The 24,556-nt window shown below is 34.6% G+C and carries 26 protein-coding genes and 1 pseudogene; 9 read left to right on the plus strand and 18 right to left on the minus strand.

The window, feature by feature from the left end; translation table 11 throughout:
* Positions 1-111 precede the first annotated feature (111 nt).
* The 8 genes from EK386_RS00765 to EK386_RS00800 form a co-directional block, all read right to left on the minus strand.
* Entirely contained in the window at positions 112-1,218 is a 1,107-nt protein-coding gene (locus EK386_RS00765; RefSeq protein ID WP_126657099.1) for an ABC transporter permease, read from the minus strand.
* Positions 1,215-2,471, minus strand: a complete 1,257-nt coding sequence (locus tag EK386_RS00770; protein ID WP_126657100.1) for an ABC transporter permease — start codon at positions 2,469-2,471, stop codon at positions 1,215-1,217. The genes EK386_RS00765 and EK386_RS00770 overlap by 4 nt, the downstream gene beginning before the upstream one ends.
* Before the next feature lie 11 nt (positions 2,472-2,482).
* The gene (locus tag EK386_RS00775) at positions 2,483-3,415 is read right to left on the minus strand and encodes an ABC transporter ATP-binding protein (protein WP_126657101.1); all 933 of its coding nucleotides are present in this window, start codon (positions 3,413-3,415) and stop codon (positions 2,483-2,485) included.
* A 151-nt stretch (positions 3,416-3,566) separates the two neighbouring features.
* The gene (locus EK386_RS00780) at positions 3,567-4,211 is read right to left on the minus strand and encodes a response regulator transcription factor (protein ID WP_126657102.1); all 645 of its coding nucleotides are present in this window, start codon (positions 4,209-4,211) and stop codon (positions 3,567-3,569) included.
* Between the two features lie 44 nt (positions 4,212-4,255).
* Positions 4,256-5,344, minus strand: coding sequence for a sensor histidine kinase (locus tag EK386_RS00785; RefSeq protein ID WP_126657103.1), 1,089 nt, complete (start codon positions 5,342-5,344; stop codon positions 4,256-4,258).
* A 129-nt stretch (positions 5,345-5,473) separates the two neighbouring features.
* Positions 5,474-6,517 carry a beta-carotene 15,15'-monooxygenase gene (locus tag EK386_RS00790; protein WP_126657104.1) on the minus strand — a complete coding sequence of 348 codons (1,044 nt, stop codon included), beginning with the start codon at positions 6,515-6,517 and terminating at the stop codon, positions 5,474-5,476.
* A gap of 115 nt (positions 6,518-6,632) precedes the next feature.
* Positions 6,633-8,321, minus strand: coding sequence for an EAL domain-containing protein (locus EK386_RS00795; protein ID WP_158674352.1), 1,689 nt, complete (start codon positions 8,319-8,321; stop codon positions 6,633-6,635).
* A 225-nt stretch (positions 8,322-8,546) separates the two neighbouring features.
* A complete protein-coding gene (locus tag EK386_RS00800; protein ID WP_126657106.1) occupies positions 8,547-9,128 on the minus strand; it encodes a histidine phosphatase family protein in 582 nt (193 codons plus the stop codon).
* Positions 9,129-9,252: 124 nt separating this feature from the next.
* On the opposite strand from EK386_RS00800, the gene EK386_RS00805 reads away from it, so the two are divergent.
* Positions 9,253-9,858, plus strand: coding sequence for a LysE/ArgO family amino acid transporter (locus EK386_RS00805; protein WP_126657107.1), 606 nt, complete (start codon positions 9,253-9,255; stop codon positions 9,856-9,858).
* 214 nt (positions 9,859-10,072) lie between these two features.
* Entirely contained in the window at positions 10,073-11,386 is a 1,314-nt protein-coding gene (locus EK386_RS00810; RefSeq protein WP_126657108.1) for an anaerobic C4-dicarboxylate transporter family protein, read from the plus strand.
* A 451-nt stretch (positions 11,387-11,837) separates the two neighbouring features.
* Here the strand turns inward: EK386_RS00810 and EK386_RS20130 are convergent, their stop codons facing one another.
* From EK386_RS20130 to EK386_RS00845, 8 genes are all read right to left on the minus strand, one after another.
* Positions 11,838-11,990, minus strand: coding sequence for a hypothetical protein (locus EK386_RS20130; protein ID WP_158674353.1), 153 nt, complete (start codon positions 11,988-11,990; stop codon positions 11,838-11,840).
* A 48-nt stretch (positions 11,991-12,038) separates the two neighbouring features.
* Positions 12,039-12,269 carry a hypothetical protein gene (locus EK386_RS00815; protein ID WP_126657109.1) on the minus strand — a complete coding sequence of 77 codons (231 nt, stop codon included), beginning with the start codon at positions 12,267-12,269 and terminating at the stop codon, positions 12,039-12,041.
* A 241-nt stretch (positions 12,270-12,510) separates the two neighbouring features.
* Positions 12,511-13,734, minus strand: a complete 1,224-nt coding sequence (locus EK386_RS00820) for a M48 family metallopeptidase (protein WP_281274234.1) — start codon at positions 13,732-13,734, stop codon at positions 12,511-12,513.
* 172 nt (positions 13,735-13,906) lie between these two features.
* Entirely contained in the window at positions 13,907-14,347 is a 441-nt protein-coding gene (locus EK386_RS00825) for a pyridoxamine 5'-phosphate oxidase family protein (protein WP_126657110.1), read from the minus strand.
* A 62-nt stretch (positions 14,348-14,409) separates the two neighbouring features.
* Positions 14,410-15,291 carry a patatin-like phospholipase family protein gene (locus EK386_RS00830; RefSeq protein ID WP_126657111.1) on the minus strand — a complete coding sequence of 294 codons (882 nt, stop codon included), beginning with the start codon at positions 15,289-15,291 and terminating at the stop codon, positions 14,410-14,412.
* A 200-nt stretch (positions 15,292-15,491) separates the two neighbouring features.
* The gene (locus EK386_RS00835) at positions 15,492-15,680 is read right to left on the minus strand and encodes a hypothetical protein (RefSeq protein ID WP_342774230.1); all 189 of its coding nucleotides are present in this window, start codon (positions 15,678-15,680) and stop codon (positions 15,492-15,494) included.
* 128 nt (positions 15,681-15,808) lie between these two features.
* On the minus strand, positions 15,809-16,414 hold the full coding sequence (locus tag EK386_RS00840; RefSeq protein ID WP_126657113.1) for a superoxide dismutase: 606 nt from the start codon (positions 16,412-16,414) through the stop codon (positions 15,809-15,811).
* Positions 16,415-16,614: 200 nt separating this feature from the next.
* Positions 16,615-17,094: a DUF456 domain-containing protein gene (locus EK386_RS00845; RefSeq protein ID WP_126657114.1), complete on the minus strand. Its 480-nt coding sequence runs from the start codon at positions 17,092-17,094 to the stop codon at positions 16,615-16,617.
* 168 nt (positions 17,095-17,262) lie between these two features.
* On the opposite strand from EK386_RS00845, the gene EK386_RS00850 reads away from it, so the two are divergent.
* The 4 genes from EK386_RS00850 (at position 17,263) to EK386_RS00865 (ending at position 19,963) form a co-directional block, all read left to right on the plus strand.
* Positions 17,263-17,772 (plus strand): DUF1189 family protein, encoded by a 510-nt coding sequence (locus tag EK386_RS00850; protein WP_246027549.1) that lies wholly within the window; start codon positions 17,263-17,265, stop codon positions 17,770-17,772.
* Positions 17,773-17,823: 51 nt separating this feature from the next.
* Positions 17,824-18,159, plus strand: coding sequence for a protein YqfZ (yqfZ, locus tag EK386_RS00855; RefSeq protein WP_126657115.1), 336 nt, complete (start codon positions 17,824-17,826; stop codon positions 18,157-18,159).
* A gap of 104 nt (positions 18,160-18,263) precedes the next feature.
* Positions 18,264-19,373 carry a flavodoxin-dependent (E)-4-hydroxy-3-methylbut-2-enyl-diphosphate synthase gene (gene ispG, locus EK386_RS00860; protein ID WP_126657116.1) on the plus strand — a complete coding sequence of 370 codons (1,110 nt, stop codon included), beginning with the start codon at positions 18,264-18,266 and terminating at the stop codon, positions 19,371-19,373.
* A gap of 11 nt (positions 19,374-19,384) precedes the next feature.
* Positions 19,385-19,963, plus strand: a complete 579-nt coding sequence (locus EK386_RS00865; RefSeq protein ID WP_126657117.1) for a hypothetical protein — start codon at positions 19,385-19,387, stop codon at positions 19,961-19,963.
* Between the two features lie 38 nt (positions 19,964-20,001).
* On the opposite strand, the gene EK386_RS20560 is transcribed toward EK386_RS00865, so the two are convergent.
* Positions 20,002-20,130 (minus strand): hypothetical protein, encoded by a 129-nt coding sequence (locus EK386_RS20560; protein WP_255508030.1) that lies wholly within the window; start codon positions 20,128-20,130, stop codon positions 20,002-20,004.
* 195 nt (positions 20,131-20,325) lie between these two features.
* Between EK386_RS20560 and EK386_RS00870 the strand changes: the two genes are divergently transcribed.
* A complete protein-coding gene (locus EK386_RS00870; protein WP_126657118.1) occupies positions 20,326-20,826 on the plus strand; it encodes a hypothetical protein in 501 nt (166 codons plus the stop codon).
* A gap of 128 nt (positions 20,827-20,954) precedes the next feature.
* A complete protein-coding gene (locus EK386_RS00875; protein WP_158674354.1) occupies positions 20,955-23,105 on the plus strand; it encodes an EAL domain-containing protein in 2,151 nt (716 codons plus the stop codon).
* A gap of 348 nt (positions 23,106-23,453) precedes the next feature.
* On the opposite strand, the gene EK386_RS00880 is transcribed toward EK386_RS00875, so the two are convergent.
* Positions 23,454-24,104, minus strand: a complete 651-nt coding sequence (locus EK386_RS00880; RefSeq protein ID WP_126657120.1) for an alpha/beta hydrolase — start codon at positions 24,102-24,104, stop codon at positions 23,454-23,456.
* A 125-nt stretch (positions 24,105-24,229) separates the two neighbouring features.
* On the opposite strand from EK386_RS00880, the pseudogene EK386_RS20405 reads away from it, so the two are divergent.
* Positions 24,230-24,403 (plus strand): annotated as a pseudogene (locus tag EK386_RS20405) (L-cystine transporter); the annotation flags it as partial.
* Between the last annotated feature and the right edge of the window lie 153 nt (positions 24,404-24,556).

Raw genomic sequence — 24,556 nt, forward strand, 5'->3', positions numbered from 1 at the left:
ACTTATAATGATATAATTTCGCTAAAAATCTATGCTCCTGCGGTAGTAACAATAAATTGCCACTATCCTCGTCGCAAGGGTGCGTTCGAAAATCACTTTTCGGACGCACCCTTACCGAACTTCTTTTTTCTCCATTACATTGATTCCAATACCCATAAATACAACGGTCATAAAAAGCAACATGCCCAGTGGTCGGATTAAATCTGTGAGGGAACTACCATTTAATGTAACGCCATAAAGGAGATCCATCCCATAAGTAATTGGGGAAATATAAGATAATGCTAAAATCGTTTCACTTGTGACGATTTCTAACGGCCAGTAAGCGCCCCCCAACATCGCAAATGGAACCGCTAAGACAACGATAAACGCATTAAACTTCCCAGGTGTTGTGGCAATTGATGCTATAAAGATTGATAAAGCAACAATACATAGTACATATGGAATGACGATGACTAATGATTGATAGAACCCTCCATAAAAATCAACACCTAATCCGAAATAAAAGATTGCTAACACAATGGCAATTTGTATATACCCCAGAATAAAGCTATAAACTAAGTTTGCTATATAGATTTCACTTTTTCGTATGGAGGACACAATTAATCGATCCCATATATGACTTCTTCTCTCCATCACAATATGGTTGACTCCATTTGCCACCGTATAAATTACCATAAAAAGTGTAAATCCAAATAAGCTATGCAATTTTGCATCCCAAATAAATGCCCCATCATTGGAAAAGTTTGAATAGTTAATATGAAAGCTAGGGTTCGCAACTGCTTCGTCTATTACGGCAGAAATTTCATTTTGCTTGTCAACTGGATAGGCTTGAATAATCGCTTGCTTTTGAGATACTTTACTATAAATGGTGGATACCTCATGTTGTAAAAGCGGTGCATCCATATAATCTGGTGCGATTACTAAATCAAAACCATCTTCTTTCAAGTGAATGGCTACTTCCCGATCTCCGTTTCGAACCTTTTCAATTGCCTCTCGCTCTTCAAATAGCTCAAAACTTTTGTTTGGCATTTTCCCTAATTCTTTCATAAAAAATTGCGTTTGTTGATCTTCCAAATCTGTAAAAACTGCAATTGGAAATTTTGCTTGTTGCCCAAGACCTAAAATATAGGCAAATAAGCAAATGATCACGGTGATAATAATGAAACTTGCAGGATTTCGAGCGAGTAATACAAATTTTGTTTTTAAAATATTTATCATGCAATTCCACCTCGTTTCGGGAACAATAGTACCGCACAAACAATTAAAACAATCGCCATCACAGCTAGGTTCATTAGATTATGTTGAATATCCGATAAACTGCCATTTTGAGCCAATTTCAAATAACCATCTAAAGCTGCACCGTTCGGAGTCCACATACCGATTTTCCCTAAGACTGGTGATAAGCCACTAATATTAAAGAAGCTTCCACCTAATAAAGCTAAAATTGACACAAGTGCATTTGAAAAAATATTCGAAGCATTCGCCGAGTTACTGCGATAATTAATAGATGAAAGAAGTGCCGTAATTCCTCCAACGACAATTGCTAAAAGTAAGGTTAATAGAATCGTTAACCCCCATTGATTCAAGGAAATTCCAAAGGCAAAATAAGCAAATGCAAACAAAATCGCTACTTGGATAAATGCAATGACGACCGTCGAAACAATCATACTAGCTAAGTACGTAAGTGGATGAATACGAGCTAAAAGGATGCGATCAAAAATGTGCATATTCTTTTCTAAAAACGATTGACCCGCAATGGTGCCCGCAATAAATAAAATAAACATAACACTCATACTAAATGTGTAATAGATACTCGAATTGATTTTTGTTTCGGTATCAACTGTTTGGATCTCTGACTTTATTTCGGGCGTTGGTACTGTCATCTCATCTGAAAGAAAGCCGTTCTTGGCTAAAGCCGTGAAAAATGTATATTGTTGCTGATAAAAATCGAGTATATTTTTCACCACTGTAGAAGTAATGGGTTCACTTTCATTTACATAAACATTGAAAGCTGGCTGATCCCCTTCCATAAAAATAGAAGTTAAGAAATTCACCGTAAAATGTTCTGGCACCTCAATGATGGCAGAAAATTCTTCGCTTTTACGGGCATTTTCAAACTCATTTGGCTTAAGCTCGGTTACATGGATAAATTCTTTCATTTCTTCACTTTTTGTTAATTGCTCCAAAAGCATCGAAATGGGGAGCATCTGTTTCATTTGTTTTTCCATTTCATCATTGATTGGAAATGTTTCACTGGCTACTTTACGAAACTCGTTCAGTTGTTCTTCTTCGTTATCATGTAAAACAATCGCTAACTCGACTTTTGTCATTTCGGAATTGCCTTCCATTAATGAGCCAAGTGCAAAACTTAAAATTGTAATAAGGATAATTGGCATCACGAATAGCATTAATAATTCAGAACGACTTCGCAATAAAATTTTCATTTGTTTTTGAATTAAAGCTAAAAACATATTTACTCCCCCTAGTTCCTTAATGCACGGCCAGTTAAATGTAGGAAAATATCTTCAAGGGTTGGCTCTTTCACTTCATAACTTTTTAAAGTGACATGATGCATTTCGCATAATGTGAGGAGGGTTGGTAAATAGTTAATTCCTTTTGCAACGGTAAAAGATATTTCAGCTTCTTTCGCATTGATATTTGAAAGCAATGGTTGACTCATCAGCTCACTAAGGAAATCATTCGAATGTTTTTCTAATTTTACTAGAATCGTATTTTCAGAAGAAAGTATAGCTTTAATTTCATCTTTCGTTCCTGAAGCAATAATTCGACCTTTATCCATAATATAAATGCGATTACATAAATACTCGACCTCTTCCATGTAGTGGCTTGTGTAAATAATCGCTTTATTTGACTCTGTATTTAATTTTTTTACTGTTTCTAAAATATGATTACGAGATTGTGGATCAATCCCAACTGTTGGTTCATCCATAATTAAATAATCGGGTTCATGTAGCATGGCAACACCAATATTTAATCGTCTTTTCATCCCGCCAGAATAGTGTTTTACAATTTTTTTGGACTCATGTTGTAACCCAATTTGCTGTAATACCGTATCGACTCTGTTTTTTAGCTGATCTTTTTGCATTTTATAAAGGTTTCCGAAAAAAAGTAGGTTTTCCCTTGCTGTTAGTTCTTCATAAAGTGCAATTTCTTGTGGAACTACTCCTAATACTTTTCTTAGACTAGCAGGATTTTTTAATACACTTTGTTGTTGCAGTAATACATCGCCACTCGTTGGGGGAACTAAGGTAGAAAGCATGGCAATCGTCGTCGATTTTCCAGCTCCATTTGGTCCGAGTAGCCCAACAATTTCACCCGGTTCTATATAAAAGTTCACCTGATCTACCGCATTAACTTTTTTAAAGGTCTTCGTTAAATTCACCACTTCAATCATCTTTTCGCCATCCTTTCTATGTATACTTTACCAATTTTTATAGAAAGTTCGAAGTAGCTGACGTCACGAAATAAAGTGACTGAAGTCATAAAAGCGGTGCCTGGCACTCGTACAATTCCGAACATTCAGAATTGTTTGCGTGCCAGGCACCTTATACAAGTCCATTTTTCACTGCATAGATGGCTAATTGGGTACGATCTCGTAAATCAAGTTGCTGCAAGATATGAGTGATGTGATTTTTCACTGTCCCAACTGATAAAAACAAACTATTGGCGATTTCCTTATTTGTTTTTCCTTCCCCCACTAATTTGACAATATCCAGTTCGCGATCTGTTAATGGAATTAACGGAGCTTCATTTTGTACTGTCACTCTTTGCTGAAGTAATTTAGGCATTAACTTCGCTGCTACATCTTCTTGTAAAACGAGTCCACCATTTAAAACACTATGTATGGAATCGATTAATTTTTGAGGCTCAGAAGATTTTAGTAAAAAGCCACTAGCTCCATCTTTTAACGTTTGATACGCATATTCTTCATCATCAAATGTTGTTAAAATGATGATTTTCAATTCAGGATAAGTTATCTTTATTCGCTTTGTCGCTTCAATGCCATTCATTTTAGGCATTCGCACATCCATTAATACTAAATCGACTCTATATTTATTTAACTCTTCTAACGCTTCAAGTCCATTACTCGCTTGTGCTACAATTTGAAATTGTGGGTCTTGTTCAATAATCATTTTTAAACCATTTCGTACAATCGCTTGATCTTCTACAAGTAAAATCCGAATTGTCATTTACGTCACTCCTTTAACAGTGTATCGATTCAAAGAGTCTCCGTTTAACTTAACTTTTTAGAAAATGTTCCTTTAACGATAAATTCGTGAGCAGTCCGAATGATGCGCAAGTTCCCACCTATTTCTTGCAACCGCTCTTCCATATTTGTTAAACCAAACCCGTAGATAATTGGAGTATCAGAAAGAAGTTTATTTTTTACCTCAAATTCGATTTGTTGTAATGAGTCAGTTCCGATAATTACGTCGACTTCTTTTGAATGACTATGTTTCATGGCATTCGTTAAACATTCTTGTAATACACGGTACAACACAATGCTTTGTTCATTTGATATTGGTAACGACAAAACTCCTTTTTCTAACGTAAAACGTATATGTAGGCGACTTTCCATTTCTAGTTTACGGATTAAATGGAGTACCGATTGAATGCCTGTCGTTTCTGCTGTTTTTAATTGCCGAACTGCAAAACGGGTCTCTTCTAAACTTTCTCTCGCTAACTGTTTAACATCTTCTAAATTGACTCTATCATTTGTAATCGAATGCATCTCGAGTTGCATTAATAAGGTGGTTAGCTTATGTCCCACGGAATCATGGATATCTCTTGCTATTTTCGTTCGCTCTTCTGCACGCACGAATTCCTCTTGTTCCACCGATAATCGTTTCAACTGACGAAACTCAGCCAATAATTGATCATATAGACTATCTTTCATTTCGCGTTGTTCTACATGTTGATGGAGAAAATAGCAACAAACGTGAATGGCGATCAACAAAAGAAAACTATAGATAGGAATCCATTGTAAAATAGTAATTGCAAGACTAATGATTATAGAAGTACAGAGAAAAATAAAAAATTGTCTTTCTTTTAATCGAAACGTCCCTTCTAATAGAAAGAAAGCGAATAGTGGTAATGCGTACACTAAATTAACTGAAACAAGCGTTAACAAGGGGATGATGAATAAAATGATTAGATAACTAGACAAGGCTTGTTTTAAAAGAGGGAGTAGAAAATATAGCAATAACATAATAGTAAGGAGAAAAATAGACAATGTTACATGACCAGCACCTTGGATTAGTTGAAAAATAATTAAACTAATACATACGAGTAAGCAAAATAAACGTACAAGTAATTCCTTCAAAAAGTTCTCCTCTTTCCTAGACACATCAATCGATATTTCTATTATATAATCCTATTTCAGGAAATAATATAAGTATATGTAAAACCCCGCAAAAAAGAGGCAGGACCAACTTCCCTACCTCTGTTTGAATTATTCATGTCGATATTTACTTAATGCTTCGTTAAATTTTTGCAGGTCATCAAATTTAATCGCTACCTTTGAATATGTTTTTTTCATTCCAAAAGCTAACGTAGCCTCTTTAGGATTTTTTAGTTTTAGAATGACGTTTGGATGGACTTCATCAAAATCTTTTGCAACAAAATCGATTGTATCTTTTGTTTGCTTTTGTTTAATCATTTCTGCTTCAGTATAAACTTCTTCAATTTCATCCCACTCGATTTCCATTCGTTTCATTAATCCAATTGAAAGGTAAAATTTATCCTCGCACAGAAGAACAGGATTTAATCGCACAACTTGAATATCCGCTAAAAGGAATAAAACAGTATATATATTTAAGATTAATAAAATGATTGATAAAATTAAAGATTTTTCATGGATAAACCAATGTATTCCTAACGTTTCGATTACAACCGCGTGAATAAGCATAACTTGAAACGCGATGTAACTAGAATTTTTATGCAATGTCACTGTATTTGCTTGTAATACAGGTTTCTTTCTCCAACTTGCAACAGCATAATAAAACATTAACATTTCCGCACATATAATGTGAATCAGTTGATGCTTTTGTACGAAGCGATCGACAGCATTCGAGAATGAAAAAATAATTGGTAATGAACTAGCTTTTGTTTCTTTGATTATTTTTGGCATGTAACGGAAAAGCGTAACCAATAATAAAAGTTCAAGGGCTAATATACCAACCTCTACTGCGATTCCAACCCACGTAATGGCTACAAACGGTTCTAAATATTCGATTGGAATTAATACTCTTGATAAGACTAATCCACTCGCACTTAAAAGTAGAAACAGTTTAATACTCTTTTTCTTTTTCCAAGCTAAAAATAAGATAGGGGCAATGATCACTAAATCCAACAAAGAACCTAATGCTACATTGCTTGCACCGCTTACTAAAATTTCAGCTCCAAAATCTGTTCTGTAAAGCATTAAATTACTACCAAGGACCAATAACAGTAACCCTAACCATAATTGTTGCTTGTTTTGTGTTAAACTCTTCATGAAAAACACTCCTCACTGTACCCTTACCTCCATTATATGGGGTTTAATACAATTAAACAATTTACAAAGTGATGAACAAAAAAACAGAACATGCTTTATGTCCTGTCCAATTTGATTATTCATTTTCTAAAATTTCTTCTATTTGAGCTATTGGCATTGGTCTATAGAAGTAAAAACCTTGCGCAATGGAACAACATAAGTTCCGAATTACATCCAGTTGTTCTTCTGTCTCTATTCCTTCTGCTACGGCAATCATCCCCATGTTATGTGCCAACTGAATAATTGTGCGCACAATGGTACTGCCGCCTTTTTCATGTATTTGATTAATAAAACTACGATCAATTTTTAATTCCGTCACAGGGAGCTGATGGATATAACTTAAAGATGAAAAGCCAATGCCAAAATCATCAACAGAAGATTCGAAACCGTATCCTCTCAACTCTTCTAACAACACGACCGCCCTTGGCATATCGACTAAACCAATATTTTCCGTTAATTCTATTTTTAAATATCTTGGTTCAATTTGATACGCATTTACAATTGATCGCAACTCTTTAATAAAGTTCGGTAAGTAGAAATGACTTGGCGATATATTCACTGAAATTTGATATAACTTCAAGTTTCTTTCTTTACGAGAACGTAACCAAGCTAATACCTGTTCAACCACTAACAAATCAACTTCTTGGATTTTCCCAATAGATTCTGCGATTTCAATAAAAACATTAGGTGGTACAAAGCCAAGCTTATCTGAAAACCACCGTGCTAAAGCTTCAAAACTTTCAACTTTACCTGTAACGATATTCACTTTTGGTTGAAGATACATCGTAATGTCTTTATTTCGTATTGCATGGATTAATTCATTTTGAATTTCCATACGCTTCTTTAATTCAATACCAAATTCATCTTTGTAATAGACAATTAAATTGCCTGCTTGTTTTTTCGTTTGACTTAAAGCAATATCCGCAAGACGAACAAGATCGTCGGTATCACCATTGTAATAACTAATTGAAACAACTCCAATTTTTACGGAGACAAAAAGCTCAATTTCATTTAGGAACATTGGCTCTTTTGTCATTTTTAATAGCAATTCGACATTGTCTTTAATTAAATGTTCTTCGCAAAAACCGGCAACAATGAGCGATCCTTCTGTAGCCCGTGAAACAATGGTTTCTAAATGTGCTAATGTTTTTTCTATTCGATCACCTATTTTTTTTTGCAATAAGGCTAATTGTTGTTTTCCAAATGAATCGACAAAATTGATGTACTCAGCCGGTTGAATGATTAACAGGAAGCCCTTTTTTTGTTGTTTCATATTTTCATTGAATCTGTCGATAAAATAATTATAATTTGTTAAACCTGAAAGATAATCGGTATAAGCTAGCTTTTGAATGTTAAACTTTTCAATACTATTTTCTTCTTCGGAAATAGTAATGTCTGTTACAGTAGCAATATTATAAAGATGCTTTCCATTGTCGTCATACAACCCTTGAATTAAAAAGTTGCTCCAAATTTTCGTTCCATCTTTTTTGTATGTTAATAATTCTTCTTTGGCGAATTGATTTTCCTGTAATCCATTTAACAATTGATTAAATTTTTCTATATCTGTATCCTTCCCAGTTAGGAAGCGAATATTTTTATTGATGGCATCCTTAATAGAATAACCTGTTAATTGTGTAAAGGCTTTATTTCCGTAAAGAATTTGGTGATTCGGATCAGTGATTAGAAACGCAAATTTAAATTGTACGCTAATAGAACATAACCACTCAAAGAGCTTATCATTTTCAACATTTTTCGAGTGTATCAATTTCCAAAACCACCCTTTCCATGTAATACTTCCCTCTATTTTACAGATTAAAATAAAAAAATGCCACTTTTTAATAAGTAGCATTTTAAAGAGTGAACACCAACTTTAGCACTATAAATATGAACTTCTTTATAGTTTTTGTAGGAAAAAGTCGAATATCACCAAAAAAACATCCAATTATATTACTATCTATTAATGATTTTCTTTCAATAAATAAAAAATAATTTAACGTACAGCTGTTGTTAGATGCGATATTTGGTTGTAATTTTTCACACTCCAAACACCATCGTGATAGTGTATATGACTTAAACAACCGTTCGATAAACCCGTTTTCCCTGTGCCAATCCTTCCATTAGATAGTACAGAAAGAATAATATTAATCACTCCACCGTGTGCCACAACAATCACCTTTTTGTTTGGGTGTAAACGTTGAAGTTCATTTATTCCTTTCATAACACGTTTTTTAACTTCCTCAAGGGTTTCTTGACTTGGACATTGGAAATCTGGATACATAACGGCTCTCTCTTCTAATGTTAACCCTTCTATTTCCCCGTAATTCCTTTCAATAAAATCATCCATGACATGTAATTTCAAACTCAAAGCATCATTAATAATTTCTGCCGTTTGCTTAGCACGTTTCAATGGACTAGATACGATCACGTCCCATTTAAATTCACTTAGATAGCTTCTACATGCATTGGCTTGGAGTGCTCCTACATTATTAAGTGGGATATCTGCTCTACCTTGAATTTTTTTGAGTGCATTCCACTCTGTTTCACCATGACGAACTAAGCAAATTAAGGTCATTCTCGTTATCATTCCTTTACAATTTAATCTTTATATTAAACTTATAAACTATTCAACCAACTTATGATAAAGTATTAATTTCATTGTATAATATTGCTTTGTTGAATAAAAGGAGGGCTTTTTGTTGGAAGCAATATTTCATGGAGTTTTATTAGCGTTTGGATTAATTTTGCCCCTAGGCGTACAAAACGTCTTTGTTTTTTCTCAAGGAGCATCACAACCAACTTTTCTCAAAGCACTGCCAGCGACAATAACCGCCTCATTGTGCGACACCCTACTTATTAGCCTTTCTATTTTTGGGTTATCATTGATTGTCTTACAATTTGAAAGTTTAAGAATTGGTCTTATCGCTTGTGGTGTGTTGTTTTTAATTTATATGGGCTTTTCGATTTGGAAATCAAAACCTACTACAGTCGATCAAACTAAAAGCTTATCCACTTCAAAACAGATTCTTTTTGCTTTATCTGTCTCCCTCTTAAATCCCCATGCCATCCTTGATACAGTAGGGGTAATTGGGACAAGTGCTTTAAAATACGAAGGAACAGAGCAAGTTTTATTTACGATTACTTGCATAGCTGTTTCTTGGTGTTGGTTTTTTGGATTAACTTTTGCAGGAGTGATCCTTAAAAAATTTGACGAGTCAGGTAAAGTATTAATCATCTTTCAAAAATGTTCGGCTATCTTTATTTGGTGTACCGCTGTTTACTTATGCACTGGATTAATCATGTAAAATTTTAATTAGTGAAATCTTCGGCATTTTAAGATAAGGCCACGCCAATCCGGAATACAGTAATTTATTCATCGTTTTTCCCCTATAAACATTGATTGTTTTGTATTGAACAGTTGAGACTTTGGTTAATATACAAAGGGAAAGTTATTTATTTATACAATATGCAATACTCTGTCTAACGCTAAAAAAATCAATAAAAAATAGGGGCAAAAATATGTTTTGGATACAACTAATAATATTACTTGCATGCATTGTTATTGGTGCTCGAATTGGCGGGTTAGGTTTAGGGGTTATGGGTGGCTTAGGACTCGCCATATTTGTTTTCGTATTTCGATTACAACCTACAAGTGCTCCCATAGATGTAATGCTAATGATTTTAGCCGTAATTACTGCAGCTGGAGCTCTACAAGCGGCTGGTGGAATGGATTACCTCGTCCATATAGCTGAAAAAGCTTTAAGGAAAAATCCTAAATACATCACATATATTGCACCAATCGTTACGTATGTTTTTACTTTTTGTGCAGGTACAGGACATGTGGCTTATTCTGTTTTACCTGTTATCGCAGAAGTATCACGTGAATCTGGCGTTCGACCTGAAAGACCGATGTCCATCGCTGTTATTGCATCACAACAAGCCATTACCGCAAGTCCAATCTCTGCGGCAACAGTTGCATTTCTCGCACTATTAGCAGATTTTGACATTACATTATTAGACATTTTAATGATTTGCATACCTTCAACTTTTATCGCTTGTATGATTGCGGCATTTGTATCGAGTAAGATGGGAAAAGAGCTATCCGAAGATCCAATTTATTTAAAACGATTAGAAGAAGGCCTTGCAACCTTAAAACAAGAAGAGCAAAAATTTGTTATAACTAAAAATTCAAAACTTTCCGTTGCAATCTTTTTATTAGCAGCCCTCTCCGTTGTTCTTTTTGGATCCATTGAGCGGTTACGTCCTGGTTGGGTCATTGAGGGTGAATTTACTCGAATGGCGATGCCTGTTACGATTGAAATTATTATGCTTACCGCAGCAGCACTAATAATCCTTTTATGTAAGACAAATGTTGAGACATTAGTTTCCGGAGCTGTGTTTAAAGCAGGAGCATCTGCAGTCGTAGCGATTTTCGGAATTGCTTGGATGGGTGATACGTTCTTCAACGGAAATTCACAGTTCATTACGGAAAATGTATCGAATTTAGTCACAGCCGCACCATGGTTATTTGCCATTGCGCTATTTGTACTCTCCATTTTATTATATAGCCAAGCTGCAACAGTACGAACGTTAATGCCACTCGGGATTACACTCGGAATAAATCCGGCCCTTTTGATTGCGATGTTCCCAGCTGTCAACGGCTATTTCTTTATTCCGAATTACCCAACTGTAGTTGCCGCGATTAACTTCGACCAAACAGGCACGACACGAATCGGCAAATATATTTTAAACCATAGCTTTATGATTCCAGGGTTAGTCGCAACTACTGGTGCAATTATTATTGGGATTGGATTAAGTATGATTTTGTTATAACGAAAGACATGGCGAGTGATTGTCATGTCTTTTTTGTAGCATGTATTTGGAAACGAAGTATGTGGCTACAACTCTTGATTGTGTATCGTTGGAGTTAACGCAATATGTAAAATTTCACATGATTTTTCTGAGGATTTTGAGCTTTATTAGAGTTATGAAGACCACTTCCATCGACTTTCCCCAGCAGTTTTGTCCTTCATCGAGGTTAAGAGTACTGAAAAAGGATTTTTATCTATTTAAGTTAAGCTACTAAAAGAGTTAATTTGGGTCAGGCTTTAGCCAACCCCCACGGATTGTTAGTTGAACCAATCGAGCTTTTACGCGCAGTTGATCTCCCACCTATCCTTTTTGTTTTACTTAAGTCTTGAGGTGGGAGTCTTTACTGCCCGTTAATGCGGGATAAAAAGTCCATTCAAACACAAAAAAACGACGAGTTTCCCCGCCGCCTTGATTATAAATAGGATTCCTTCACTAATTTGAAGTTTGGATTAAAAGCGAATTTTAAATTATGTAAATATAACTCTTGTAAATCTTCTTTTTTCTTCTCAACTTCTTCTAACACTTGTTCAAAATAAAGATCCTGAGAGAACTTCTGAATGCTCATTAAATTAGAAAAGCTAGCACCCTACAATGAGATGCTAGCTAAATTCGATTATATTTCTTTTTTCTTCATATGGTAGGCCAATAAAAACGGGACTATAGGTAATAGAGCGAAGGCGATAAAAAACTTTTCGACCATTGCAAAATAAAGCATTGGGAGTAGAAATGCGAATCCACTAACAGTCAGTGATTGCCACGATTTTTTCCATAAACCATGTATAAAAAGGAGCAGTGACAAGATTACGAGCGACCAAAAAGTTAATGCTACTAAGAAGAAATCCATGTTGCTCACCACCTATCTATTGGTATGTATAGACTTTATTCCCTAGGTATATTTTCTCATCCCTATTTTACTATAGTATATTCTACTACTCCCCTTTTTGTTCGGTTTTCATCCCGCTATAATCGCCATTTTCTTTTCTTTTTCGCCTTGAAGAAAAGCTTTTTCTGAATTTTTTTCTTGTCTGCCTTCAAAATTGTTCACATTTAAAAGGAGCCAGACGAATCTATCCGGCTCCTCAATGTTATTCTTTCTTTTGGGTATATTCAGCTACTGTATTAATCCGTTCAAGCATTGGTGGATGTGTATATCTAAATATTTTTACTATGAAAGGTGGATTCACTTCACTTAATCCTGTTTTCGCTAGGTTTTGGAAACTACTCACAGCCGCTTCTGGATTATTTGTTAACTCCATCGCATACTCGTCCGCTCTCGTCTCTTGATACCTCGAAACAAAATTCGAAATCGGATTTGAAATAAACAACATTAACGATAAGAGGAGCAAGAATAATGGCAGCGAACGGATGTCAGTCATCTTTTCTATTTTCAAAGCTTCACCAAATCGATGAATCAACCACGGCATTATTTTTGCTATGATCCACAATCCGAATAAAGTCGATAAAATATAAGCTGCCATACCAATGTAAATATGCTTTTGTACATAATGCCCCATCTCATGCGCCATGATGAAAAGAATTTCGCTTTCGGTCAATTGATTTAACGTCGTATCCCATAAGACAATTCTTGAATTATCTCCAATTCCTGTGACATACGCATTCATGGCATTTGTTTTTTCAGCCATGTTTACTTCAAAAACATGTTCAGATGGGATATTGGCTTGCTCTGCTAGTGATAATATTTTTTCTTCCAACGCTTTGTCTTTTAGCGGATAAAATTCATTATAGAGTGGATCAATTACGACAGGTTGGATATACATCATAAAGATGGCAAATGGTATCGTTAGTAGCCAAGCATACAACCACCATCTTTTTTTACTAATTTGGATGAGCCAATAAAGTACAATGACGATAATTAAGGTCGTAATAAAATTGACCCAAAAATCAATGACATAATCTCTCATCCATGAAGAATAATCTTGTGTACTGATTCCATACTTTTTACTTAAACTATATCGATAATAGTCAATCGGATAAAAAAGAACGGTCGTAAAAAGATATAAGAAAAATACATACGCACTATTTTTTATAACTTTCCATTTCAACCCAATTTCTGACCATTTTTCAAAAACCTTTGAAAGGCCTGTACCTAAAATAAGTAAATACACGAGCCATTCTAGAGGTGTGATCACAAAGAACATAAAGTTTCTAATTTTTGAATATTCTCCACTCAACACTAATTCCTGTTTGGACATAAACGTAGCTGGATCTGCGACGGTTCCCTTTAACACGATGGGTACTCCACTTTGAGCCCAATGGAAGAGATAAAAATACATCCCAATCGAATACATAATAAATATGACAATTGCAGCAATTCCCCACTTTTTCAAATCTTTCCACCTCGATTCTATTCCTATATTCTAGTGTAAGAAAAAATGGACAAGATAGAACTATTTTTTTATTCTTTTTATGGAGGAAAACAAAATAAAACACCATGGTTCAAAGGCTGAACCATGGTATTTTTTAATTTAAATCCACCATTTGAGGGGACTCGCCTTTGGAATTCATTAATCGAATTTGTGAAGGTGTTACTTTTAAGATGACCATCTTTGGATCGTCTGGTCCTTCAAACCAAGGTTTTAAAAATTTATTCCAAACTTTTTCCCGCATCGTATCATCCGATGATATTTCGACTTTTCCTTCGATTTCTAAAAAAGAATCGCCAAACCCTTTCCCATCATAACCAATTAAAATATGGGTATACGGATTTTTTGATAACTCCTCCACTTTATGTGTCGTGTCACTTGTAACCGTATAGAGCGTGAAGCGATCATTAAAAAAGGTCATGTATCTAGAATGAGGTTTGTTTCCTTCAATTGTAGCCATTGTTCCTACCATATGATCTTCTAGTATTTTTTCAGCAATTTCTTTCGGTGTTTTCGCCACTGTTTTCGACTCCTTCATGATGTTCTAACAATAAGTATTTGAGAAAACTATTTATTTTATCCCTATTCTTATTCGGCTCCCTACTTTCCATCCCAATGCTCTAAAAACTTTTGCGTACGATCTCTTCCAATTTCAATTAACTCCTGCTTCCCTTCTTGATTAATACTGAATTGAGTTGTACTATACTTTTTTACTGGGATAAAAATGATATTCTTTTCATGTTTTCTTGAAATATATCGTTGGTCGTGGGCATTTTTCATCGTTTTAAAAAGTGCATCAAACAAATCCAATCCATTTTTAATTTTATGAGGCTCCATTTCTTCCAAAGGACTACTTAATTTCAATCCAAGTATTGGACGCTCTTTATGACCATTATCAAAAATCCACAACGGAAAGTTACTTAATACCCCTCCGTCTACAAATACACAATCTCCTTTTCGGTCTTTTAAATAGATAGGTTCAAAGAAAAAAGGAATCCCACAACTCATTCTTAGTGCTTTTGCTACTGAAAATTTCCGCCAGTCAATACCATAACTTTGTAAATCATCTGGTAAAACAATCATTTTGCCATTTGATAAATCCGACGTCACCAATTTTAATGAACCTTTTGGAAGATCGTTAAACGTATAAATCCCTTTTTTGGCTAGTTTTTTATAAAACCATTTCTCTAAATTTCTCCCTTTATATAAACCTAACCGAAAATATAAATTAATCCATTTAATAATTGGCAAATTTCGTGCTGGTTTTGGAGGATCTAAAAGTGATTTTAGATCAAGTTCATCTAACATTTCTTCAATCTCTTGTGAATTGTAACCTGCAGCGATGAGACAAGCGAATATAGCTCCTGCACTTGTTCCTGCCACTCTTTTGAAGCGAAACCCTTGTTCTTCTAATACTTGAAAAGCGCCAACATATGCAAACCCTTTGATGCCACCACCAGAAAAAACGCCGTCAATTTGCATAGTTCCTCTCCCTTTTCTTCGTCTCGTAACAATTTAAGAAAAAATGGAGAAGAATAGAACTTTTCTGAAAAAAAACGCGAAAATACACAAAAAAAGCGAAAAGAGTGCCTATAACTAAACATTGTTCAAACGCCAAAAATTTTACTTTCATAAATAAAAAGTATTTGGCTAGTCAAAACTAACCAAATACTCTTTTGTGCTTATTGATTTAAACGGGAAGGATTATGTTTGTTATCCGGTTTTCCTTTGTTTTCATTTTGATTTTGTCTTTTTGCATTTTGATTTTGACCAACTACATCAAAATCATCTGGACTGAGATCAAAACCATGGCCATATTCTTCACGATCTAATTTTTTACTTTTGAACTTTTTGTTTTCTTCTTTATTCACAATAGCTCACCTCCATCATCCTTAATTTGCACAGACAATGTTGATGTTATGCTCGTGAAATGTGAAAACGAAAAAAAGACAAAATCCACAATTGTGAATTTTGTCTTTTGAAGCGCTAATAAAATTGATTATTTTGCAGCTTGGAATTTAGCTTCTACTACATCCCAGTTTACTACATTCCAGAATGCACCGATGTAGTCTGGACGACGGTTTTGATAGTTTAAGTAGTAAGCGTGCTCCCAAACGTCTAAACCTAGTACTGGTGTTTTACCTTCCATTACAGGTGAATCTTGGTTTGGTGTTGAAGTGATTGCGATTTCGCCACCATCTACAACTAACCAAGCCCAACCAGAACCGAAACGGCCAGTTGCTGCTTTTGCAAACTCGTCTTTGAATGCATCAAAGCTACCGAATTTTGCATCGATTGCAGACGCTAATTCACCAGTTGGAGTGTTTGATCCACCTGGAGCTAAGATTTCCCAGAATAATGTGTGGTTCGCATGTCCACCACCGTTATTACGAACTGCTGTTTGTTTGTCAGCAGGAAGAGCGTCGATGTTTGAAATTAATTCTAGTAAATCTTTACCAGCAAATTCTGTTCCTTCAACTGCTGCATTTAAGTTTGTTACATACGTATTGTGATGTTTTGAATGATGAATTTCCATAGTTTTTGCATCGATGTGTGGTTCTAATGCATCATATGCGTAAGTTAATTGTGGTAATTCGTAAGCCATAGTGAATTTCCTCCCTCAAATAAGTGCGTAATGTTGATTACATTTCTAGGTTATCAAACTTTGTCAAACCATTCAATAATTTACACTCCAACATTTACAATTCAGTCTTTTGGCGGAATATTTTAGTAGTCATTGAAAAAGCTTAAGACTTCACATTCGCCCCTATCTACTTTGTTCAATTCCTTCTAAAATTAAACCGGTTAAATGGCGAAAAGGAAAATAATGATCATGATCGCTTGAATCGTTCCTTTTGTTACGATTGACGTTAAAAAACCGACAAGTGATCCAACACCAGCTTTTAGCGCTTGCTTTACTTCTGCTTTTGTCACAACTAATTCCCCTATGACCGCTCCTACAAATGGGCCAATTAAGATCCCGACAACGGGGATAAGAAATGGTCCAATCAATAAACCGATTGTACTTCCCCACATACCTGCTTTTGTACCACCAAATTTTTTCACACCAATTAAGTTTGAAAGGGTATCGGCAGCAAACAACAGTACGACAAATAATATTTCAATAGACCAGAATAACCAGCCTAATTCTGTAAAGGAAAAAAACAAACCATACACAATAAACCCTAGTAAAATAAAAAGCACGGATGGAATAATCGGATAGATTAGCCCAATAAAAGCAATGATAAAACTAGCAATAATGATAATCCAACCTATAACTTCCAAAGTTAACAACTCCTGTTTAAGTCTTACCTACATTTACGGGAAAAATCGTAAAAAGTTTCATTGGTAGGAGGAAAACAAAAAACCCCGCTGAAATGCTCCCTCACTAATTGAAGTTTCGCTATCTCCTTTAAATGTTTTCGTGTTAAACTACATTCGAAAGGAGAATTTATGATCAAACATTCACAACTTTTTATCGATAGTCTATTCCATCCGAAAAAATTAGCGGGTTATCGTCTACTTTCGATCGGGAAGACAATACAATATGTATTTCTATTAATTGCAATTATCACTCTATATTCTTTTATTCAATTTCTCACAGGTGTATCAACTACCTCTCTTAATATAGAAGGATTGTCAGAATATATTCAGGATATTCAATGGATTTTATACCCATTTGCTCTCTTATTGCTAACCGTTACTACTACTTTTCTTCTATTTATTCGGATTAGTATATATGCTTTAGTAGGAATCTTTCTATTAAAGATACTAAGCCGTCGTGGTGAATATCGTCATATGTGGCGAACTGCAGCATTAACGATTACGTGGTCAACTCTTCTAACGATTGTATTTTCACTCATTCATCTACCTGGTACACTCTCTACTCTAATAGGGATTGTCATTACTGTTTCTCTATTATTTATCGCAACGACTAAATATCCTAAAATACAAAAAAAATAATAGGCATGAATCCCCCTTCTCTTCATATAGTGAGAGAAAGGAGGGATTTTTTTGAGATTTCTACTATTTACAGTTGTGTTTTTTCTTCTAGCAGCTGTTATTAAAATAGATTTAACAGAAGGTACGGTTCCATTAGCCGCATTTAATGAAGAGGAATTGCAATGTAATCAACAAATCACGATCACGTCTGTCTCTGTTGTTACTACAGCCGGTGATTCCGTTCAAAGTTTATTTGCCGCTTATCCATCAGAGGTAGATATTTCATTACCTGAGAGAATGGCTCAATTTTACGAGTTAAACCCGCATTTAAAAAAACAAGCCATGGTACCAGGGGAACTTATTAAAATTCCAATCTATGATAAAAGAGTGCAAAATTGTAAAAAGTAAAAAATAGCGTTTCTTCCTTGTTCTTATTTACCTACACTGATAAAATAACTAAAGTGATGGTACGATTATTTCAAAACGTACCTTTATAAAAGGAGAGAATCTTCATGAGTGAACTTATTCACCGTTCAAAAACACGTCCTGTGCGTGTAGGTAATTTAACGATTGGTGGTAGTAACGAACTATTTATCCAAAGTATGTGTACAACAAAAACACATGACGTTGAAGCAACGGTAGCTGAAATCCTTCGTTTAGAAGAAGCAGGTTGTCAAATTGTACGTGTAGCTGTTCCAGATGAACGCGCTGCAAATGCAATTGCTGATATTAAAAAACGTATCCATATTCCGTTAGTTGCGGATATACATTTTGACTATAAGTTAGCTTTAAAGGCGATTGAAAATGGAATCGATAAAGTTCGTATTAATCCAGGGAATATCGGTCGTCGTGAAAAAGTGGAAGCGGTTGTAAATGCTGCGAAAGCAAAAAATATTCCAATACGAATTGGGGTAAATGCTGGATCATTAGAACGTCATATTTTAGAAAAGTACGGGTATCCAACTGCAGATGGTATGGTTGAATCTGCCCTTCATCATATTAAAATATTAGAAGACTTGGATTTCCATGATATTATCGTTTCTATGAAAGCTTCTGATGTAAACCTAGCAATTGAAGCCTATGAAAAAGCAGCCAAAGCATTTGATTATCCACTTCATTTAGGTATTACAGAATCAGGTACATTATTTGCCGGTACTGTAAAATCTGCTGCTGGTCTAGGTGCGATTCTTTCAAAAGGAATCGGGAATACTTTACGAATTTCTTTATCTGCTGACCCAGTAGAAGAAGTGAAAGTTGCACGAGAGCTTCTGAAATCATTTGGACTTGCTTCAAACATGGCAACATTAATCTCTTGTCCTACTTGCGGACGCATTGAAATTGATTTAATCTCGATTGCCAATGAAGTAGAAGAATATATTTCAAAACTGAATGTTCCAATTAAAGTTGCGGTTCTTGGTTGTGCGGTAAATGGACCAGGAGAAGCACGTGAAGCAGATATTGGCATTGCAGGGGCACGTGGAGAAGGATTGTTATTTATGAAGGGGAAAACAGTACGTAAAGTTCCTGAAGCAACAATGGTAGAAGAACTGAAGTTAGAAATCGATAAAATAGCAAAAGAAATGGAAGAAAAACGAGCAAAAGAAGAAAAATCTCTAAACTAGGAGGTTTTTATATGACCTTAGAGCAAAAGCCACGGTTTGGCATTGATATTGATGGTACAGTCACAACACCCGATACGCTTATTCCACATATCAATAAACAATACAACACGAACATTCAATTAGATGATGTGGTCGAATACGATTTTTTAAGTGCTTTTCCTCACCCTGTTGATCGTCAAGAATTTTTTAAATGGTTTAAGGAAAATGAAGCTTATATGTATTCAGTTAGTCACCTTGCAAAAGATGCAAAATCTATTTTAGAGCGTTGGCAACATGAATACGAACTCTATTATATTTCAGCTCGAGATACCAATGTTCTATCCATTACACATAAATGGTTTGAAGAGCATGAAGTACCCTTTCATCATATCGAGTTAATTGGCAGTCACGATAAATTGGAAGCTGCAAAAAAACATCGCGTAGAAGTGTTTTTTGAAGACAAACACGACAACGCGGTTATGCTAGCAGAAGAATTAAAGATTCCTGTCGTATTATTTGATACACCATACAATCGAAAAGCCATACCAAGTAATGTGATCCGCGTAAATAATTGGATCGAAGCAAATCATTGGATTAAACAAAATTTCTAAAAATTAGGCACCATGTGGTAAACATGGTGCCTTGTCCATTATATCTCCAAAATCCCCTTATTATATCTTTCCACAAATGTCTCGAATGGAATCCCATACATGTTATAAATATCAAAATACACGAAATAAACACCTAGCTTCTCTAACACTTCATCATCAATTTTCATCTCTACTTCCTTTCGTCTAATAGTCCTTTATCTTGTAGAAAAGGATAACACTTCAACGTTGCAGCTTGTCCTGTTACAAAAAATTCATAATAAATCATTAATAGCTTCTATTTATTAAAAAGTATTTTCGATAAGATGAACTATGACAAGTGTCTTCCTACACGTTATTGTGAATCAAAATTGGAGGTAATCGTTATGCGAAAATTTAGAGCACTTCTGTTTCCATTCGTAAGTATTCTATTTTTAGTTGGTTGTAATAATCAATTGGGTGACTTAAAAGAAGCGGTATCTGGGATTGATTCTGCTGCACAAAAGGCTGCAACTGCCACTTCTTTAGACGTGCATCAAATTCGCTCTATAGAAATAGATTACGAGAATGAAGTATTTACTATTAATGATTTGTTTAAAACTATTTTACGCGATGTACAATGGGATTATGAAAATTTAGAGAACATACATAATTTTACTGTAAAAGGAACTTGGAAAGATAATTTGTTTGAGCATTACCAATTTACTGATGAAGTAAAAAATCAACTTGTGAAGAATGGGAAAGTCGTCATTCATTTTCAAATAGTAGATCAGCAAATTTTAGCCGATAGTACTACTGTTCAAGTGACACTAAATAATGAATTGTTGGTCGATGAGATGGGAAAAGAAGCCCTTCATTCACTCTTTTCTTACTATATCAATCTATAACGAAAATATTGTGAAATCTGCTTTTAGAGTTAATAGATAGAAGTAAATTTTTCAAATAGTACTGCTAAATACCTACTAATTTTGTTATAATGAATTACAAAATTATCAACTTACAGGGGGAAAAAACCATGCATTTTTCAACTATGCCCCTATCAAAGGAACAGTTATTTTCTTTTCTTTGTAGCATTAGTGAACAGTATCGTGCGGGAGTAGCCATTGTTGATGTAAATCAAACACATTATCCTATTGTTTTTATTAATCATGCTTTCACAAAATTAACTGGATATAAAAGAGAGGAAATCATTGGTGAATCGATTTCTCTTCTTAATGGTTTGAAAACAAATGAAGATACACTTGCTGATTTTCATTATCATCTATCGAATAATATTCCTGTAGAACTAAACATAATCCATTATCGAAAAGATCGTGTAGCCTTTTGGAATAGTATTAACAGTGAACCCATTCAAGATTATAAAGGCCAAGCTCAATTTATAGTCCTCCATTGTAAAGATGTTACAGATCTAATGTTGAACAAAATGCTATCAAAATTAGAACATGAAGTATATACGGAACTTGAAAATGGAGAAATCAATGATATTCTGCAGTTGATTACAACTCAGGTGGAAAAATATTATATTCGAGATATTTATTGTGCCATTCATTTTGTACAAGCAAATGGGGAACTTGAACCAATTGCGAGTGGATCGCTCCCTCTTTCTTTTATAAAATCCATTCATCATATCGATGTAGGATCTTCAACTGGCTACAATCAAAGTGCAGTTTATATAAAAGAACTCGACTCAAATAACCATCAGCAAATCGATTACGCTATAGCGTCTTGCTGGCTAAAACCAATTCTTAATAATGAAAATTGTCTACTTGGTTATTTCACGATATACATAAAAAATAAAACCGAACTAAATTTATCAGATATAGAATTTTTAAAGAAGCTTTCTCCAATTATTGCTTTGTCGATTAAATATGTCGAACAAAAGCAACAGTTAAAACGCCTTGCTTATTACGATATGAATACTGGCATCCCAAACTACAATTATTTTTACACGCATTTATTCGATTGGGAAAAAGAGCAAATTAAGGGTTCTATCTTATTAATTCAGCCTAGTGAATATTCAAATATTGTAGATTTATTCGGAAGGAAAATTGGAGATGACTTAATCCGTCAACTGATTGATCGTTTAGAAAAAAACTACGACACGAATGAAATGATTTATGGACGTTTTACAAATTCAACATTTATTCTTGCGATCCAATTAACCGCTGACGATTTAAATAAATTCATTTCAAATCTTCAAAATATTACAAATACACCTTTTGCAATAGCAAATCGAGAGCTCTTTATTTCATTAAAAATTGGTATTTCAAACTTCGATCACTCGATTTCTATTGATGAAAGTGTACGAAGAGCTGATATTGCCCTTACGAAGTCGAGAAATCAAAAAGGTACCTCGTTATCTTATTTTGAAGTTGAAACCGATTATCAAATTCAACGTGAGTTAGATATCGTAAATCAATTAAACTACGGATTACAAAACGAAGAATTTACGATAAATTTACAACCAAAAGTAAATTTATCTACTGCTACTATTGAAGGATTTGAAGCACTCGCTAGATGGTACTCACCTGTTTTAGGACCTGTTTCTCCTGCTGAATTTATCCCCGTTGCAGAACAGACAGGAAAAATAAGTGCTGTTGATAATATTGTATTAAAAAAAGTATTACAATTTCAACATGAACGAAAAAGCAAAGGTCTAAAGGTAGTTCCTATATCAGTCAACATTTCACCTGTCCACTTTTACCGGGAATCATTCGTGGACGATTTTATTTCATATGTAAATCTTTTTGATGTGAACCCTGAACATATAAAAATTGAAGTAACCGAAAGTGTAGAATTATTTGACTATGAAAAAGCAAAAGAAATTTTAATTGAGTTAAAAAAGTGTGGGTATGAAAGTTCGATTGATGACTTCGGCGTTGGTTTCTCTAGTTTAAGCTATTTGCAGCAACTACCATTTTCCGAAATTAAGATTGATCGTAGTTTCATTAACGGCATATCCGATACGAGTATGCATGCAGTCGTACAAACGATTGTCCAGCTTGCCACAAATTTAAATATGCATGCTGTTGCAGAAGGCATTGAAACGTTAGAACAATTTTTATTGCTACAAAAAATGGGCTGCAAAACGGGCCAAGGATACTATTTCCACAAACCTATGCCCATTAAGGAAGCGGAAAAACTATTAGATTCGATTATTATATAAGAGAAAAAGCTTCCCTAAAAGTTAAAAATGTACATTTCAGTGAAATGTACATTTTTTGTTTCTAAATTTAAATTAGGAAATAACACCAGTAAAGTTAACTAAATTAGGAAGACGCGACCTACCACTGTAAGCCGCGAAAAAATACATAGAGTTTAGTAGTCATTACTATATGTGAGAGGACCTTTCACAAAGCACTAAGACAAGTCGTAAAGACATGTACAACATGGCTTTGCGGCTTGTGTGCTTAGTCCTCTCACTAGGTAAACCTTTTTCGAAACTCGATTAGTATATACTAGTAAAGCGAATTTTTATCATTTTTCATTAGAAAAACTTATAGACAACGCTTTTTTAGTTTATTGTCTCAACTAAATCTTCTGTAATAAAGGTAATTAAATCTTGAAGGTTTTCGGGTGTTACGCCATGTCCATCCAGATACGTCTTATACGTAACTTCCGCTCCTAACTCGATAAAGAAGTCTTTACTCTCTTCTGCCCAGCGAATTGGATAATCATAATCATATTCACCATGAGAAATAAAGATTCTAGATGATTCTAACAACACTTTTCTATAGTCCGTCTTCACAAATTGAGGTAAAAAGCCACTTAACACAGCGGTACCACGAATTTTTTCCGCTAATACGACGGCCAGTGTTTGTGCTACTACTGCGCCTTGGTTAAAGCCAATTACAAATAGTCTCTTTTCATCTAAATGAAAATGCTCGATCGCTTCTTCAATAAATTGTTTCGTTAGAACGATCATTTTATCGAATATTTCTCTTGTCGGTTTTCCCTCTTCTTCAAATGTATAAAAGGCATATCCTGGTGAATGGGTAATTGGCCCACGTAAGCTAAAGATATGACATTGACTTCTAAATGGTTCAATTAATTGAAGTAAGTCCTCTTCATTACTACCTAATCCGTGAAATAAAAAAATGGCTGGCTTTTTTTCTTCATTTTGAATAGCCGGCTGTAAATGTTTAAAAATATATGGTGATTTCATAGATTATTTGTTCCTTTCTAAAAACAATTCGTCATCTTATTGTAACAAAATTTTTCAAATACATGTTGGAAAGAAAAAGAATTCTTACATGATAATTTAAGATGGAATAATGATATCCCTTACCTGTTGATTTACCAGCCGCTCTTGCAGGAGTATTAATTTCCGTAGAACCATTAATTAATATGGGATGCACAGCACTTAACGTTAGTGGTTCCATGATCGCAGGGATTATGACTTCTCGTATTACGGAGAAAATAATCTACAACGATCCTATTTTAAAGGAACTTAAGGACTCTTAAAAGCCATCACGCCCTCGTGGTGGCTTTTATAAATCTTTAGAATCAAAATAATGTTATCAACCTAAAAAATAATAATTAAACCATTACTTTTGTCTACTTTTTGTAAATATCGATTGCCAACCTTCGTCTAATTTCGATAAACTATGTAATAGA

The organism is Lysinibacillus antri, assembly GCF_003977595.1.
Lineage (GTDB): Bacteria > Bacillota > Bacilli > Bacillales_A > Planococcaceae > Ureibacillus > Ureibacillus antri.

Coding starts and splice junctions, on each gene's coding strand:
- EK386_RS00765 (WP_126657099.1), bottom strand. CDS start 1,218: ATGATAAATATTTTAAAAACAAAATTTGTATTACTCGCTCGAAATCCT.
- EK386_RS00770 (WP_126657100.1), bottom strand. CDS start 2,471: ATGTTTTTAGCTTTAATTCAAAAACAAATGAAAATTTTATTGCGAAGT.
- EK386_RS00775 (WP_126657101.1), bottom strand. CDS start 3,415: ATGATTGAAGTGGTGAATTTAACGAAGACCTTTAAAAAAGTTAATGCG.
- EK386_RS00780 (WP_126657102.1), bottom strand. CDS start 4,211: ATGACAATTCGGATTTTACTTGTAGAAGATCAAGCGATTGTACGAAAT.
- EK386_RS00790 (WP_126657104.1), bottom strand. CDS start 6,517: ATGAAGAGTTTAACACAAAACAAGCAACAATTATGGTTAGGGTTACTG.
- EK386_RS00800 (WP_126657106.1), bottom strand. CDS start 9,128: ATGACCTTAATTTGCTTAGTTCGTCATGGTGAAACAGAGTGGAATGCA.
- EK386_RS00810 (WP_126657108.1), top strand. CDS start 10,073: ATGTTTTGGATACAACTAATAATATTACTTGCATGCATTGTTATTGGT.
- EK386_RS20130 (WP_158674353.1), bottom strand. CDS start 11,990: ATGAGCATTCAGAAGTTCTCTCAGGATCTTTATTTTGAACAAGTGTTA.
- EK386_RS00815 (WP_126657109.1), bottom strand. CDS start 12,269: ATGGATTTCTTCTTAGTAGCATTAACTTTTTGGTCGCTCGTAATCTTG.
- EK386_RS00820 (WP_281274234.1), bottom strand. CDS start 13,734: ATGTATTCGATTGGGATGTATTTTTATCTCTTCCATTGGGCTCAAAGT.
- EK386_RS00825 (WP_126657110.1), bottom strand. CDS start 14,347: ATGAAGGAGTCGAAAACAGTGGCGAAAACACCGAAAGAAATTGCTGAA.
- EK386_RS00830 (WP_126657111.1), bottom strand. CDS start 15,291: ATGCAAATTGACGGCGTTTTTTCTGGTGGTGGCATCAAAGGGTTTGCA.
- EK386_RS00840 (WP_126657113.1), bottom strand. CDS start 16,414: ATGGCTTACGAATTACCACAATTAACTTACGCATATGATGCATTAGAA.
- EK386_RS00850 (WP_246027549.1), top strand. CDS start 17,263: ATGATCAAACATTCACAACTTTTTATCGATAGTCTATTCCATCCGAAA.
- ispG (WP_126657116.1), top strand. CDS start 18,264: ATGAGTGAACTTATTCACCGTTCAAAAACACGTCCTGTGCGTGTAGGT.
- EK386_RS00865 (WP_126657117.1), top strand. CDS start 19,385: ATGACCTTAGAGCAAAAGCCACGGTTTGGCATTGATATTGATGGTACA.
- EK386_RS20560 (WP_255508030.1), bottom strand. CDS start 20,130: ATGAAAATTGATGATGAAGTGTTAGAGAAGCTAGGTGTTTATTTCGTG.
- EK386_RS00870 (WP_126657118.1), top strand. CDS start 20,326: ATGCGAAAATTTAGAGCACTTCTGTTTCCATTCGTAAGTATTCTATTT.
- EK386_RS00875 (WP_158674354.1), top strand. CDS start 20,955: ATGCATTTTTCAACTATGCCCCTATCAAAGGAACAGTTATTTTCTTTT.
- EK386_RS00880 (WP_126657120.1), bottom strand. CDS start 24,104: ATGAAATCACCATATATTTTTAAACATTTACAGCCGGCTATTCAAAAT.